General features: G+C 68.0%; 13 protein-coding genes and 1 pseudogene. 7 read left to right on the top strand and 7 right to left on the bottom strand.

What is annotated here, in order from left to right; all coding sequences use genetic code 11:
* Nucleotides 1-5: 5 nt before the first annotated feature.
* From AC5Y7D_RS07865 to AC5Y7D_RS07845, 5 genes are all read right to left on the bottom strand, one after another.
* Nucleotides 6-1,178, bottom strand: coding sequence for a zinc-dependent alcohol dehydrogenase (locus AC5Y7D_RS07865; RefSeq protein ID WP_499922863.1), 1,173 nt, complete (start codon nt 1,176-1,178; stop codon nt 6-8).
* Entirely contained in the window at nt 1,178-2,104 is a 927-nt protein-coding gene (locus tag AC5Y7D_RS07860; RefSeq protein WP_499922862.1) for an SRPBCC family protein, read from the bottom strand. Before AC5Y7D_RS07860 ends, AC5Y7D_RS07865 begins: the two co-directional genes overlap by 1 nt.
* 87 nt (nt 2,105-2,191) lie before the next feature.
* Complete coding sequence (locus AC5Y7D_RS07855) at nt 2,192-3,178, bottom strand: LLM class F420-dependent oxidoreductase (RefSeq protein WP_499922860.1); 987 nt, start codon at nt 3,176-3,178, stop codon at nt 2,192-2,194.
* A gap of 75 nt (nt 3,179-3,253) precedes the next feature.
* A complete protein-coding gene (locus AC5Y7D_RS07850; RefSeq protein ID WP_499922857.1) occupies nt 3,254-4,771 on the bottom strand; it encodes an HNH endonuclease signature motif containing protein in 1,518 nt (505 codons plus the stop codon).
* 109 nt (nt 4,772-4,880) lie between these two features.
* A complete protein-coding gene (locus AC5Y7D_RS07845; RefSeq protein ID WP_499922854.1) occupies nt 4,881-5,345 on the bottom strand; it encodes a GatB/YqeY domain-containing protein in 465 nt (154 codons plus the stop codon).
* A 91-nt stretch (nt 5,346-5,436) separates the two neighbouring features.
* Here AC5Y7D_RS07845 and AC5Y7D_RS07840 point away from each other — a divergent pair, with 91 nt between their 5' ends.
* From AC5Y7D_RS07840 to AC5Y7D_RS07820, 5 genes and pseudogenes are all read left to right on the top strand, one after another.
* Nucleotides 5,437-6,723: a DUF7847 domain-containing protein gene (locus AC5Y7D_RS07840; protein WP_499923159.1), complete on the top strand. Its 1,287-nt coding sequence runs from the start codon at nt 5,437-5,439 to the stop codon at nt 6,721-6,723.
* A gap of 18 nt (nt 6,724-6,741) precedes the next feature.
* Nucleotides 6,742-7,392 carry a DUF4129 domain-containing protein gene (locus AC5Y7D_RS07835; protein ID WP_499922851.1) on the top strand — a complete coding sequence of 217 codons (651 nt, stop codon included), beginning with the start codon at nt 6,742-6,744 and terminating at the stop codon, nt 7,390-7,392.
* 59 nt (nt 7,393-7,451) lie between these two features.
* Nucleotides 7,452-8,534 (top strand): DUF4350 domain-containing protein, encoded by a 1,083-nt coding sequence (locus AC5Y7D_RS07830; RefSeq protein WP_499923157.1) that lies wholly within the window; start codon nt 7,452-7,454, stop codon nt 8,532-8,534.
* 16 nt (nt 8,535-8,550) lie between these two features.
* Nucleotides 8,551-9,502 (top strand): annotated as a pseudogene (locus tag AC5Y7D_RS07825) (AAA family ATPase); the annotation flags it as partial.
* Complete coding sequence (locus AC5Y7D_RS07820) at nt 9,502-10,824, top strand: DUF58 domain-containing protein (RefSeq protein ID WP_499922850.1); 1,323 nt, start codon at nt 9,502-9,504, stop codon at nt 10,822-10,824. The pseudogene AC5Y7D_RS07825 and the gene AC5Y7D_RS07820, both read left to right, overlap by 1 nt.
* A gap of 41 nt (nt 10,825-10,865) precedes the next feature.
* On the opposite strand, the gene AC5Y7D_RS07815 is transcribed toward AC5Y7D_RS07820, so the two are convergent.
* A complete protein-coding gene (locus AC5Y7D_RS07815; RefSeq protein ID WP_499922848.1) occupies nt 10,866-11,858 on the bottom strand; it encodes a stage II sporulation protein M in 993 nt (330 codons plus the stop codon).
* A gap of 35 nt (nt 11,859-11,893) precedes the next feature.
* Between AC5Y7D_RS07815 and AC5Y7D_RS07810 the strand changes: the two genes are divergently transcribed.
* Nucleotides 11,894-12,778: an RDD family protein gene (locus AC5Y7D_RS07810; protein ID WP_499922846.1), complete on the top strand. Its 885-nt coding sequence runs from the start codon at nt 11,894-11,896 to the stop codon at nt 12,776-12,778.
* Here AC5Y7D_RS07810 and AC5Y7D_RS07805 read toward each other — a convergent pair.
* Nucleotides 12,775-13,134 (bottom strand): hypothetical protein, encoded by a 360-nt coding sequence (locus AC5Y7D_RS07805; RefSeq protein ID WP_499922843.1) that lies wholly within the window; start codon nt 13,132-13,134, stop codon nt 12,775-12,777. The genes AC5Y7D_RS07810 and AC5Y7D_RS07805 overlap by 4 nt on opposite strands.
* A 234-nt stretch (nt 13,135-13,368) precedes the next feature.
* Here AC5Y7D_RS07805 and AC5Y7D_RS07800 point away from each other — a divergent pair, with 234 nt between their 5' ends.
* A complete protein-coding gene (locus AC5Y7D_RS07800; RefSeq protein WP_499922840.1) occupies nt 13,369-14,076 on the top strand; it encodes a PadR family transcriptional regulator in 708 nt (235 codons plus the stop codon).
* The last annotated feature ends 18 nt before the right edge of the window (nt 14,077-14,094 follow it).

Here is a 14,094-nt window from a genome sequence, read left to right as displayed (position 1 = left end):
CTCCTTTACGGATTGAGGACAACCTTCGTGCAATTGTCCTGCTTGTTCTTGAAGATCTCGTACCCTTGCGGCGCCTCGTCGAGTGGCAGGTGGTGGCTGATGATCACGGTCGGATCGATCTCGCCGTTGCGGATGCGCTCCAGCAGGGGACGCATGTAGTGCTGCACGTGGCACTGGCCGGACTTGATGGTCAGCGAGCGGTTCATGACGGCGCCGATGGGGAACTTGTCCATCATTCCGCCGTACACACCGACGATCGAGATGGTACCGCCGTTGCGACAGCTCATCGCGGCTTCCCGAAGTGCATGGGGCCGTTCGGTTTCCAACCGGGCGGCCTGCTTCACCCGGTCATAGACATCCACCACGGTGGACCCGTTGCGGGCCTCCATGCCCACCGCGTCGATACAGTGATCGGGTCCGCGCCCGGCGGTGATGTCACGCAACTCTTCGAGCACCGATGTCTCAGCGAAGTTCAGCGGGGTCGCCCCCAGCCGCTCGGCCAATTCCAGTCGGTAGGGCACCCGATCAATCGCGATCACCTGCGACGCGCCGAGGAGAATGGCACTCACGGCGGCGAACAGACCTACCGGGCCGGCACCCCACACGGCGACGACGTCGCCGGAATTGATACCGCACATCTCGGCGCCCATGTACCCCGTCGGCAGAATGTCGGACAGGAACAGCGCCTGATCGTCGCTGAGGTCATCCTCGATTTTCAGCGGACCGATGTCGGCGAACGGAACGCGCGCGTATTCGGCTTGGCCTCCGGCGAATCCGCCCAGCATGTGCGAGTAGCCGAACAGGCCGGCGGGCGAATGGCCCATCAGCTTCTCGGCCATCCCGGCGTTCGGATTGGAGTTCTCGCACAGCGAGTACAGGTGGCGCTCGCAGGCTGAACACGCGCCGCACGCGATGGGAAAAGGCACCACCACCCGGTCACCGACAGCGAGATTGGCGACCGCTTTGCCGACTTCGACCACCTCGCCCATGAATTCGTGCCCCAGAATGTCGCCTTGCTTGACGGTGGGGATGTAGCCGTCGTAGATGTGCAGATCCGAACCGCAGATCGCGGTAGAGGTCACCCGCACGATGGCGTCGCGGTCATTGAGGATCTTCGGATCAGGAACCGATTGCACCTCAACGCTATTGCGCCCCGCCCAGATAGTGGCCTTCATCATTACGCTTCCTTGTCCGAGGGTTGGGCGGGCCGCTGATGAAGCTGTCGCCGTGCCACCGTGCCGTCCGGGGATCCGTCGGAACGCAGCACCTGTCCGGTCTCCAAAATCTGCTTGAAACGACGCAGGTCGTCGCTGACCTGTTGCGCGGGAGACTCACCCAAAAGCGTTGCCGCCGCTTTTCCCAGTGCACCGCCGGGCATCTGGTAGGCCAGCGTCACCCGCACCTCGGTGCCGTCGCCGGAGTGGTCAGACACGAAGTCGACACATCCGCTGTTCTCGATTCCCGAGCCCGGCAACGATTGCCACGCGATGCGCTTTCCGGGCAGGTCTTCGACGATTTCAGCGTCCCACTGCACGGGCTGACCGACCGGCGAGTTCGCGACCCAACGCGACCGCCCCTCGCTCGTTGCGGTGACCGATTGCAGGTGATACATGAATTCAGGCAGGTTCTCCAGGTTGCGCCAGAAGCCGTAAACGTATTCGGGAGTGCGCATTACGGTGATCGCGGCGCGCAAGGTGTGATGTCGCCGGCCGCCCGCGTGCCGCGGACCGTCGCCCCACGTGGTACGCAGCGCGGCATAGAGGTCGGCACCGCCGATCACGGTGAGGGCGGCGGCGGTGACGGCGCCGCGCCGGCGCCGGCCGGGACCGCGTCGCACGACACCCGCCCCGAGGGAGGCGATGTCGAGGACGTCACCGGCGACCCGTGTCCATACCAGTTTCTCGGGACCCGCCAACAACGCTGCTCCGTGGCCACATTCGCGCATGCCTAGGGCGCGGATGACCGTGCGCGCCCGGTCGGTCCCGTCGACGCCGGCCAGGGCAGCGATCCTTCCCGGTGCCAGAATCTCGGCGAGACCGAGGCCCAGGCTGGCCACTCCCAGCCCTCTCACCAAGGCCGCCGTCTTGCTGGCCGACTCACCCATTGCCCAAACTCCCTGCGTCGCAATCCCATCCGTCACCACTATCCGCAGCGATACCCGAGTGACGGCCACTCAAAACGTGCCGGCGCCTCACTTGGCGGCGCTGCGGAGCGCATCCAGCAAAGGTTCGGCGGCTTCCTTCAGGAATTGCTCCTGGGACTCACCGCCGATCTGAACCAGTGCGATATCGGTGAAACCTGCTTCCCAGTAGGGCCGGACGGCGTCCACGATCGCGTCCAGGTCGGGACCGCAGGGAATCGTGTCGGCTACGTCTTCCGGTCGCACGAACTGCGTCGCCCCGGCGAAACCCGCAGGGGTCGGCAGGTCGGCGTTCACCGCCCAGCCGCCGGCAAACCAGCGGAACTGATCGTGCGCGCGGGCGATGGCCGCGTCGCGGTCGCGGTCCCAGCACACCGGCAGCTGTCCGACGACCCGTCCGGCACCGGGCCAGCCGCCGCTCTGGCGCGCCGTGCGCCAGTCGTCCACCAGTCCCTGGTCGGGTTCGACCGCGATGAGGTGATCGGCCAGCTTGCCGAACTTCTCCACACCCCTGGAGCCGGCCATCGCCACCCCGATACCGGGCGGCATCTCCGGGACGTCCCATAGGCGTGCGGAGTCCACCTGGAAGTAGTCGCCGCGCCAGTCGACCAGTTCGCCGCCGAACAGTTCCCGGATGATCTTTATGGCCTCGCGCAACATGTCCTGGCGGCGCTCGACGGTGGGCCAGCCCTTGCCGACCACGTGTTCGTTGAGGTTTTCCCCGGTGCCCAACCCGAGTGTGAACCGCCCGTCGGAGAGGATCTGGACGGTGGCGGCCTGCTGCGCGACTATCGCGGGGTGGTAACGCATCGTGGGACACGTCACGTAGGTGTACAAAGCCACCCGCTCGGTCGCGTGCGCGACCGCCCCGAGCACCGCCCACGCGTTGGGAGCATGCCCCTGCGATGTCAGCCAGGGCGAGAAGTGGTCGCTGCAGACCTCGAAGTCGAATCCGCGCTGCTCGGCTGAAACAGCATCGCGCACAAGCTCTTTCGGACCAGATTGCTCCGTCATCAAGGTATAGCCGAACCGTGCCATAACTGACGGGTACCCTGCCGTCCGCAGAGCAAACGGCGTCGGCTGCGCCCGATGCCGCCCGCGGTGCGGAAAGGGCTAAAAGGGTGGGGGTTCGTCATCGCGTGGGACGGGGGCCCCGGCGTAGCTGGCTGTGCGGGCTTGGTGGTTGGCGCGGCGTTCGGCGGCGACGCGGTAGGCGCGGTCTTGGACGCGGGTGCGGCGGCGTTTGGGCATCATCGCGGTGCGCTCGGCGCAGTAGCCGGGGTCGGGGGTTTGGGCTTCGGGGGCGGGCATGCCGCCCACGGCGTGGCACAGGCTGGGAAACAGCAGCGCCGAGCCGGGGGTGGTGACGTGGGTGTCTCCGGCCGGGGAGGTCAGGATCAGGGTGCCGTCGGGGAGTTGCTGTTCGGTCCAGCCCCAAAAAGTCTTGAGCAAGTGGTGGGTACGGCAGTAGCACTTGATGTTGCCGGCGTGGGTGGGCCCGCCCTGGCCGTAGGGGATGGTGTGGTCCAGATCGCAGCGAGTGGCCGGCACGTCGCAACCCGGCCAGCGACACGTCATGTCCCGGGCCCGGACGTAATCGGCGAGTGCTGGCGAGGGTGTGTAGTGGGATTCGGGCGGGCCGTAGCCGGGATGGATCAACGGAACCTGGCGGGCGGTCAGGGCCAGCTCGGCCAGCAACTCAGGGGTGATGAGGTCTTCGCCACCGAGCAGACTGGCCGGGCTGGCGCTGTGGCCGTTGAGGGTGGCTTGTTCGGCGATCACATGAATCACCACCGGCGACGACGGCTTTGTTCCGGCGGCGGTGCAGTCCGGGCGGCCGCACTCACAGCCCAGGCGGGTGGCGTCAGCGGCCAGCGCCCCCAACGCATCGGCGCGGCGCTGCGCCGCAGTACGCGGATCGTTGGGACACACCGTGGCCGCCAACGCCGCCAGCCGCTGATCGATGGCCTGGGCATCAGTGCTGCGCAACCGTCCCTCGATCTGACACAACCCGTCCGACTCGCCGCCGATCCACACCTCGCGACCAGCCTGGATTTCTTTACGGCGGCGCACCGCATCGACATCGGCGGCTACGACAATCGTGTCCACCTTCTGTGACAACCGCCCCCGGCTCAGCGAGGGCCAGCGCGTCACACGCGCGGCGACCTTGCCATCCACCGCCGCCAGCACCTCGGGATCCTCGATCAGATCGGTACGGAACACAATCGTGGCAAACGACTCCACATCGATGTCCCCCGCACAGAACACCGCCGCAACCTGCGGCAGCCGCTCCCGCATCGCCCGGGCATAACGCACCTTGGTCTCCGCGCGACCCTGACTGATCCGCAACCCCGCCGCCACTTCGCCGGCGACCGCCTTCATCGTGTCGATCGCCCAGTCCTCGGTCTCCCCACCGCGGGCCAGCCGATAAGCGAACAATTGCCCGATCGCCACCAACTCCGCAGCCGCACCCTGATTGACCACCCGCGCCGCCCCACAGATCCGCTGCACCCATCCAGTTGACTCCGCAGTGGTCTCCATCAACGCGTCCCGGCGCGCCAACACCTGCTCGCGGAAACAGTCAAAGCGCGCCAACAACTCCGGAGAATTACTGCGCGGTGGTTCGAACATACTTTCGATAGTACTCGAATCCACTGACTCGACCTACCGCAAGTCGCTAGTTGTGGATAAGGGCGATCTCGATCAACGACCGGCGATTAGTCGACGACGAAAGCCCCGGTCAGAGCCGGTCTTTGACGGCTGCGGACAACCGCGACCCGTCAGCCTTACCCTCGGCAATCCCGGTCGCGACCTTCATGACCAAGCCCATCTCCTTCATCGAAGGTGCGTGACCGAGCGACTCGGCCACCTCCGCGATCGCGGTTTCGACGACGTCGACGACCTCGGCGTCCGTCAGTGGTGTCGGTAGGTACTCGTCGATTATCCGCGCCTCGGCGTGCTCGTTGGCGGCCAGTTCGCCCCGGCCGTTCTGCGTATAGATCTCCGCAGCCTCACCGCGCTTGCGGGCTTCCCGGGCCAGCACCTTCAGGACCTCGTCATCGGACAGTTCCCTGGCCTCCTTGCCCGAGACCTCTTCCGTCTGGATCGCCGCCAGCAGCATGCGTAACGTCGCAGTCCGCAGCTTGTCCTGCGCCTTCATCGAATCGGTCAGGTCCGCCCGCAACCGGGATTTGAGTTCCGCCATTCCAGAAACGCTACGCGCTGACCCGGGGACCTAGATTGAGAAATGCACCGACCGCCGACAGGATGTACTCCATGACAATCGACGACAGCCGCTGCCTACGGTGAGCACGCTGCCGCCTGAATACCCGGGTGACACCGCGCCGGGGGCCGCAGGGGACGGGCCGCCCCCGCCATACGAGCCACCACCCGCCTACGGACCACCACCCGCCTACGGACCGCCACCCGGCTACGGGCCGCCCCCCGCCTATGGACCACCGCCCGGCTACGGACCACCGCCCGGCTACGGGCCGCCCCCCGGCTACGGGCCGCCGCCCGGGTATGGAACTCCACCCGGTTACGGCGCGCCACCCGGCTACGGCGCGCCGCCGCCCGGGTACGGGGCACCGGGATTCGGCCCGCCACTCATCCCAGGTGCCGTGAAACCCGGCATCATTCCGCTGCGGCCGCTGACCCTGAGCGACATCTTCAACGGTGCCGTCGGCTACATCCGGGCCAATCCGAAACCGACGCTGGGCCTCACCGCGATGGTCGTGGTCGTCATGCAGGTCATCTCCTTGCTCGCCACCATCGGTCCGCTGGCCACCGCGAACGAACTCGAGAGCGACCAGACCGAGCCCAGCCTCGGAGCGCTCGGGGCGTGGACGGCGTCGCTGGGCGGCAGCGCCCTGGTCAGCTGGCTGGGCAGCATCCTGCTCAGCGGAATGCTCACCGTGATCGTCGGGCGCGCGGTGTTCGGCTCGCCGATCACCATCGGTGAAGCCTGGGCCAAGGTCCGCGGCAGGCTGCTGGCCCTGCTCGGGCTGGCGCTGCTGGAGGGCATCGGGATCGCGGTGATTGTGGGCCTGGTCGTGGTGATCCTGGTCGGCGTGGGGGTAGCCGCCAATGCCGGCGTTGCGGTACTGCTGGGGTTCCCACTGCTGTTGCTGGTCGTCGCGCTGTTGGCGTACGCGTACACGATGCTGTTGTTCGCTCCGGTCCTGATCGTGCTCGAGCGACTCCCGGTCTTCGACGCCATCACCCGGTCATTCCGATTGGTCCGCAACGGCTTCTGGCGGGTGCTGGGCATCCGGATACTGGCGGCGCTGGTGGTCGGGATCGTAGGCGGCGCTATCTCGGCACCGTTCAGCATCGTCGGTCAGATCCTCCTGATGGGAGAGTCGAGCACCACGACTTTGCTCATCGGCACCACGCTGTCGGCCATCGGAGGCGCCATCAGCCAGATCGTCACCACACCGTTCGTCGCCGGCGTCGTCGTGTTGTTGTATACCGATCGGCGGATCCGCGCCGAGGCGTTCGACCTGGTGCTGCAGACCGGAGCCGCCGGCGGACCGGCAGCCGTGGAATCCACCGACAACCTCTGGCTCACGCGGCCTTTCTAAGGGAAGAACCGACTGACATTGCCCGCCATCGACATCGACCGCGATGCGGCGCATGACGCTGCACAGCGCGAGCTGAGCAAGCCGATCTACCCCAGACAGACGCTGACCGACGAAATCATGGACAAGATCAACGAATTCCTGCTCAAACTGATGCTGAAAACGTCGCACGTGTCGGGTGGCTGGTTCACCGTCACCGTCCTGCTCATCGTGCTCGCGATCGCCGTTTTCGTCACGGTCCGGATGGTCCGGCGCACCATGCGCACCAATCGCGGCGGCGACTACGAACTTTTCGACGCCGGCCAGCTGACTGCCGCCCAGCATCGCGCTACCGCGGAAGCCTTTGCCTCCGAGGGCAATTGGGCCGCCGCCATCCGGCATCGGCTGCGCGCGGTCGCTCGCGAACTGGAGGAGACCGCAGTGCTGACCCAGGTTCCCGGCCGCACCGCGAACGAACTCGCCCATGACGCGGGTGACGCGCTGCCACACCTGGCAGCCGAATTATCTCAAGCTGCAACTGCTTTCAATGACGTGACCTATGGCGAGCGACCCGGAACACAAGCCGCCTACCAGATGATCGCCGATCTGGACGACCATCTGCGGTCGCGGTCCGCCGCGTCGTCCGCGGTGGCAGCACCCGCGGCGCCGGACTCCTGGGCGAAAGTCCGGTGACGTCCGCCCGCTCAGCCGCGGCGCCCGGCACCGCGCAGCAACGACGCCCCTGGCGGGGGATGCTGCTCACGCTGGCGGCGCTGGTAATCGTCGCCTCGATCACCACCTACCTGACGGCGCCGCGGCCAGGCGGCACGATGGATCCCGAGGCCACCAGCCCCGGCGGGGCCCACGCTCTGGTGACCCTGCTGCGCGAGGCCGGCGTCGAGGTGGTGGTCGCCAACACCGTCGCCGATGTGCAGGGCGCGGTGCGATCGGACACGCTGCTACTGGTGGCGCAGTCGCAGTACCTGACCGACAATTCGCTGCTGGAGAGCCTGGCGAGTGCGCCCGGCGATCTGCTGCTGGTGGATCCCACCGCACGGACCCGCGCGGCACTGACGCCGAAGTTGCGGGTCGGTGCGGCGAGCAAGTTCGACAACGATCCCAATTGCCCACTGCGGGAAGCTAACCGGGCAGGAGCAGTGAATCTCGGACCCAGCGATGCCTACCGGGCCAGAGGCGATGCCCTGGACCTGGTCAGCTGCTACGGCGGGGCGTTGGTGAGCTATCGCGACGGGAGGCGCACCGTCACCGTCGTGGGCACCAGCCACTTCATGGAGAACGAAGGGCTCCTGGAAGAGGGTAACGCCGCACTGGCGATGAACCTGGCGGGCACCCGTTCGCGGCTCGTCTGGTATGCCCCGCAACACGTCGAAGGTCACACCTCGGCACCTGGATCCCTGCTGGACCTGATTCCGGAGAACGTGACGTGGATGGTCTGGCAGCTGTGGCTGGTCGTGATTCTGGTTGCGCTGTGGAAGGGCCGCCGGGTCGGCCCGCTGGTTGCCGAAGAACTTCCCGTGGTGGTGCGCGCTTCGGAGACGGTGGAAGGCCGTGGCCGTCTCTATCGCTCGCGCCGGGCCCGCGACCGCGCCGCGGAGGCGCTGCGCACGGCTGCCCTGCAGAGACTGGCGCCCCGGCTCGGCCTGGGTCCCAACGCAGCTCCGCCCGCGGTGGTGATGACGGTGGCCCGGCGCAGCGGAGCCGACCCGGATTATGTCCAATACCAGCTGTTCGGACCCCCACCGGCCAGTGACTCCGACTTGCTACACCTCGCCCGTGCGCTCGACGACATCGAAAGGCAGGTCACCCACTCGTGACACAACCCGCCCAATCCCCGAGCGCCGACTCGGCCCGCGAAGCGCTGCTCGGCCTGCGCGCCGAGATCGGCAAAGCCGTCGTAGGACAGGACGGGGTGGTCAGCGGCCTGGTCATCGCACTGCTGTGCCGCGGCCATGTCCTGCTGGAAGGCGTTCCCGGCGTGGCCAAGACGCTGATGGTCCGCGCCCTGGCCGCCGCGCTGCAGCTGGAGTTCAAGCGGGTGCAGTTCACCCCCGACCTGATGCCCGGCGACGTCACCGGGTCGCTGGTCTACGACACCCACACCGCGGAGTTCGCCTTCCGGCCGGGCCCGGTGTTCACCAATCTGCTGCTGGCCGACGAGATCAACCGCACCCCGCCGAAAACCCAGGCCGCGCTGCTCGAGGCGATGGAGGAGCGTCAGGTCAGCGTGGACGGCGAACCCAAACCGCTGCCCGATCCGTTCATCGTCGCCGCCACCCAGAACCCGATCGAATACGAGGGCACCTATCAACTGCCCGAGGCGCAGCTCGACCGCTTCCTACTCAAACTGAACGTCACGCTGCCGCCGCGCGAGGCCGAGATCGCCATTCTGGGCCGCCACGCCCACGGCTTCGATCCCCGCGACCTGTCCGCGATCAAACCCGTAGCGGGTCCGGCAGAACTGGCCGCCGGGCGCGCGGCGGTGCGTCAGGTGCTGATCGCCGAGGAGGTGCTGGGCTACATCGTCGACATCGCCGGCGCCACCCGCTCGTCGCCGGCCCTTCAGCTGGGAGTGTCGCCGCGCGGGGCGACCGCGCTGCTGGGCACCGCCCGGTCGTGGGCCTGGCTGTCCGGACGCAACTACGTCACACCCGACGACGTGAAGGCCATGGCCCGTCCGACGCTGCGGCACCGGATCATGTTGCGCCCGGAGGCCGAACTCGAGGGCGCCACTCCCGACGGTGTCCTGGACGGCATCCTGGCCTCGGTTCCGGTGCCCCGGTAATGGTCCTGACCGGACGCACCGGACTTCTCGCGCTCGTCTGCGTCCTGCCGATCGCTGTATCGCCATGGCCCGCAAGAGCTTTCGTGATCCTATTGACCGCGTTGGCGGTTGTGGTCGGCCTGGACGTGGCGCTGGCGGCCAGCACCCGCCGCCTGCGCTTCACTCGGTCGCCGGACAGTTCGGCCCGATTAGGTCAGCCCGTGGCCGCGGGGCTGCTGGTTCGCAACGAGGGCCGGCGCCGGTTCCGCGGCCAGGTGCGCGACGCCTGGCCGCCCAGTGCCCGCGCGGAGCCGCGCAGCCATCGGCTGGTACTCGCGCCGGGCCAGGACCAGCGGGTGGTCACTGAACTGCGGCCGGTTCGGCGCGGCGACCAGCGCGCGGCAGTGGTCACGGCGCGCTCCATCGGACCGCTGGGTTTCGCGGGGCGGCAGAGTTCGCAGGCGGTGCCCGGCCAGGTGCGGGTGCTGCCGCCGTTCCTGTCGCGCAAGCACCTGCCGTCGCGGCTGGCCAAGCTGCGCGAGATCGACGGACTGCTGCCCACCCTGATTCGCGGCCAGGGCACCGAATTCGACTCGCTGCGGGAATATGTCGTCGGCGACGACGTCCGCTCGATCGACTGGCGCGCCAGCGCCCGGCGCACCGACGTCATGGTCCGCACCTGGCGACCGGAACGGGACCGGCGGGTGGTCATCGTGCTCGACACCGGACGCATGGCGGCAGGGCGGGTGGGGGTCGACCCGACGGCCGCCGATCCCGCCGGCTGGCCCCGGCTGGACTGGGCGATGGACGCCGCACTGTTGTTGGCGGCGTTGGCGTCGCGTGCGGGTGACCACGTCGACTTCCTCGCCCACGACCGGGTGAGCCGGGCCGCCGTCTTCGGCGCGTCACGCACCGAACTGCTCGCCCAGCTGGTCGACGCGATGGCACCCCTGCAACCGGCACTCGTCGAATCCGATTGGCGGGCAATGGTTGCCTCGATTCTGCGGCGAACCCGTCGGCGGTCGCTGGTGGTGTTGCTGACCGACTTGAATGCGACCGCCCTCGACGAGGGGTTGTTGCCGGTGCTGCCGCAGTTGTCGGCCAAGCACCATGTGCTGGTGGCCGCGGTGGCCGACCCCCGCGTGGACGAACTCGCGGCCGGCCGCAGTGACGCCGCCGCCGTATACGACGCGGCGGCGGCCGAACGGTCCCGCAACGAGCGGCGGTCTATCGCCTCCCGGTTACGCCGCAGCGGCGTCGAGGTCGTCGACGCCCCACCCTCGGACATCGCGCCCGGTCTCGCCGACCGCTATCTGGCGATGAAGGCCACCGGCCAGCTCTGAAGCCGGGCGCCCCTCACGGCGCAGCACCGCCGTGTCAGCGACTAACCCGTGGGGACGTAGTCGGGCGCGTCCTCGATGTCGCCGGTCTCGCCGGCGGCGACACCGCGGCGGCCGAAGTAGACGATGTAAGACAGGAACGCCACCTCGGCCAGTATTCCGATAGCAATCCGCGCGAAGGTGGGCAATGGCGACGGCGTCACCATCGCTTCGATCAACCCCGACACCAGCAACACGCCGACCAGCCCTACCGCAACCGACACCACGCCGCGCCCCTCCTCGGCCAGCACCTGGCCACGCGGCCGATCACCCGGCGAGATCACCGACCAGCCCAGCCGCATCCCGACTGCGGCGGCCAGGAAAACTGCCGTCAACTCGAGCAGCCCATGGGGCAACAGCAAACCCAGCAGCAAGCCACCCTTGCCGGCCGGGAACATCAACCCGGCGATGACCGCCACGTTGGCGGCATTCTGGAAGAGCACGAACGGTATCGGCACTCCCAGTACCACCGACATCGCGATGCATTTGGCCGCCACCCAGGAGTTGTTCACCCAGACCTGCAGGGCGAACGCCGCGGCGGGGTGCTCGCGGTAATAGAACTCGACGTCGTGGTTGATCAGTTCGTTGATCTCGGCCGGCGTTCCGATGACCGACTGCGCCTCGGGACTGCCGGCCACCCAGAACGCCATGACCACGACCACAGCGAAGAACGCCACCGCGGTCGCCAGCCACCAGCGCCAGGACCGGTAGGCGACGACGGGGAAGGACACCGTCCAGAAGCGGACGAAGGTACTGGTCAGCGGGGCGTGGGCACCGGTGACCGCCGACCGGGCCCGCGCCACCAAACTGGACAGCCGGCCGGTGATCAGGGAATCCGACGACACCGACCGCAAGATCGACAGGTGGGTGGACACGCGCTGATAGAGCTCGACGAGTTCGTCGATCTCCGCACCGGTCAGCGAACGGCGCCTCTTGATCAACTGGTCGAGCCGGTCCCAGGTGCTTCTATGGGTGAGCAGGAACGCGTCGACGTCCACCTGCGCAGCGTACCGAGACGGTAGCGTTCCGGGGTATGTCGGAGGTGGTGACCGGGGACGCCGTGGTGCTCGACGTCCAGATAGCCCAGCTACCGGTGCGCGCGCTGAGCGCGATCATCGACATCACGATCATTTTCATCACCTACTTCCTCGGCGTGATGCTCTGGGCCGCCTCCCTTTCCCAGTTCGACGAGGCACTGACCGTCGCGTTCCTGATCATCTTCACGGTGCTCGCGATGGTGGGCTATCCGGTGGTGATCGAAACGGCGACCCGCGGACGCTCGGTCGGCAAGATGGTGATGGGTCTGCGGGTGGTTTCTGACGACGGCGGACCGGAACGCTTTCGCCAGGCGCTGTTTCGCGCGCTGGCGGCGGTGGTGGAGATCTGGATGCTCCTGGGCAGCCCCGCGGTGATCTGCAGCCTGCTCTCCCCCAAGGCCAAGCGGGTGGGCGACATGTTCGCCGGCACCGTCGTCGTCAGCGAACGCGGGCCGCGAATCGGGCCGCCACCGGCCATGCCGCCGGCGCTGGCAGGGTGGGCGACATCGCTGCAGCTGTCCGGGCTGACGGCCGGCCAGGCCGAGGTGGCCCGCCAATTCCTTTCGCGGGCACACCAGCTCGACCCCGCCCTGCGCGATCAGATGGCCTACCGGATCGCCAGTGACGTCGTATCCCGCATCGCGCCGCCGCCTCCCCCGGGCGTCCCGCCGCAGCTGATTCTGGCCGCGGTGCTGGCCGAACGTCACCGGCGAGAACTGGCCCGGCTGCGTCCTGCGCCGGTTCCGGGCTGGCCGCCTCCACAACAGTGGCCGCCCGTCCAGGCACCGCCGCAGGGCTGGTCACCCGCACCGCCGACGCCGGCACCCGCGGCGCAACCCCCGCAGAGCCCCGAGGCGGGCGGCTTCTCCCTGCCGAGCTAGTACGGCGCAACGGTGGCCGCCAGCATGGCGACATCGGCGACCAAAAGCCCCAAGCCGATCAGCGGAACCGCGATGCCGGCGCGACGCTTGGCGGTGAAGACCGTGGTCACGATCACCAGCAGGGCCACCACCGGCGGACCGTAGAACAACAGGTCGAAACCGGGCCCGCCGCCGAGGTCCGCGCACCGGTTCCCGGCACACGAGTCGGTGCTCATCACCGCCCCAAGAGCGAAAAGCATCACGATCGCGGCGCCCGGCACCGTCAACATCGCCAGCACCCAGTTGACCCGCGAACGAGCCGATCCGGCTTCGGCACCGTATCCGGTCGGGTCGGCAGCGGTGCCTGAACCGGTCATCGGCCGGTTTCCGTTATCGCCGTCCACCCGTCAGGTGCTACCCGGACTCCGGAGGGCGCAAACGATCGAGCCGGAACCATCGCAGGCCCCTGCTCGCAGATTTCCAGGACGGGCGACCAGACAGGGACGTCAATCCCCATCGTTGCATTCCGATAGTTAACGATATATCGTGATAGTCATTGATATACCGGAGAACGTCGCGTGACGCCTCCCATGACCAGAAGGAATTGCGACATGAACACCCCTTTCGCTCCTCCAGCCGGGCCCTTCGGCCCGCGCCCCGGCTTCGGGTTCGGGCCCGGCCCCCTGCTGGGCCCTGTTTCACGGCGCGCCCTGCACGGTGCCCGTCGGCAGGCTCGCCGAGAGTTCTTTGCGAACCTGCGCGAGCAGTCGGGCGACCACCCGGGGCCGGTGGGTTTCGGCCCCGGCTTCGGTCCCGGCTTCGGTCCTGGATTCGGCTTCGGTTTCGGGTTCGGCGGACCCGGCGGTGGACGCCGCGGCGGGCGTGGCCGGCGCGGTGACGTCCGGGCGGCCATCCTCGTGCTGCTGAACGACCGGCCGATGCACGGTTACGAGATGATCCAGCAGATCGCCGAACGCAGCAACGGCCTCTGGAAGCCCAGCCCGGGTTCGGTGTATCCGACCCTGCAGTTGCTCGATGACGAGGGACTGATCACGGCCAGCGAATCCGACGGCAGCAAGAAGCTGTTCAAGCTGACCGAAGACGGTCGCGCCGCCGCGGCAAGCGTTCACACGCCGCCCTGGGACGAGATCGCCGAAGGTGTGGATCCCGGGCACATCAGCCTGCGGACAGCCGCCCGCCAGTTGTTCGGCGCGGTGGGCCAGTCTGCCCACGCCGCCAGCTCTGAGCAGCAGCAACGGATCGTCGAAGTGCTCAACAACGCCCGCCGCGAGATCTACGGCATCCTCGGCGAGGACTGAGGCCCGCGAGCGGACCCT

It is taken from the genome of Mycobacterium sp. NGS49 (assembly GCF_059812565.1).
This window is presented reverse-complemented; position numbering and strand designations above follow the sequence as displayed.

Excerpts from the sequence above, each read along its gene's own strand:
- AC5Y7D_RS07865 (WP_499922863.1), bottom strand. The coding sequence starts at position 1,178 with ATGATGAAGGCCACTATCTGGGCGGGGCGCAATAGCGTTGAGGTGCAA.
- AC5Y7D_RS07860 (WP_499922862.1), bottom strand. The coding sequence starts at position 2,104 with ATGGGTGAGTCGGCCAGCAAGACGGCGGCCTTGGTGAGAGGGCTGGGA.
- AC5Y7D_RS07855 (WP_499922860.1), bottom strand. The coding sequence starts at position 3,178 with ATGGCACGGTTCGGCTATACCTTGATGACGGAGCAATCTGGTCCGAAA.
- AC5Y7D_RS07850 (WP_499922857.1), bottom strand. The coding sequence starts at position 4,771 with ATGTTCGAACCACCGCGCAGTAATTCTCCGGAGTTGTTGGCGCGCTTT.
- AC5Y7D_RS07845 (WP_499922854.1), bottom strand. The coding sequence starts at position 5,345 with ATGGCGGAACTCAAATCCCGGTTGCGGGCGGACCTGACCGATTCGATG.
- AC5Y7D_RS07830 (WP_499923157.1), top strand. The coding sequence starts at position 7,452 with ATGCTGCTCACGCTGGCGGCGCTGGTAATCGTCGCCTCGATCACCACC.
- AC5Y7D_RS07820 (WP_499922850.1), top strand. The coding sequence starts at position 9,502 with ATGGTCCTGACCGGACGCACCGGACTTCTCGCGCTCGTCTGCGTCCTG.
- AC5Y7D_RS07810 (WP_499922846.1), top strand. The coding sequence starts at position 11,894 with ATGTCGGAGGTGGTGACCGGGGACGCCGTGGTGCTCGACGTCCAGATA.
- AC5Y7D_RS07805 (WP_499922843.1), bottom strand. The coding sequence starts at position 13,134 with ATGACCGGTTCAGGCACCGCTGCCGACCCGACCGGATACGGTGCCGAA.
- AC5Y7D_RS07800 (WP_499922840.1), top strand. The coding sequence starts at position 13,369 with ATGAACACCCCTTTCGCTCCTCCAGCCGGGCCCTTCGGCCCGCGCCCC.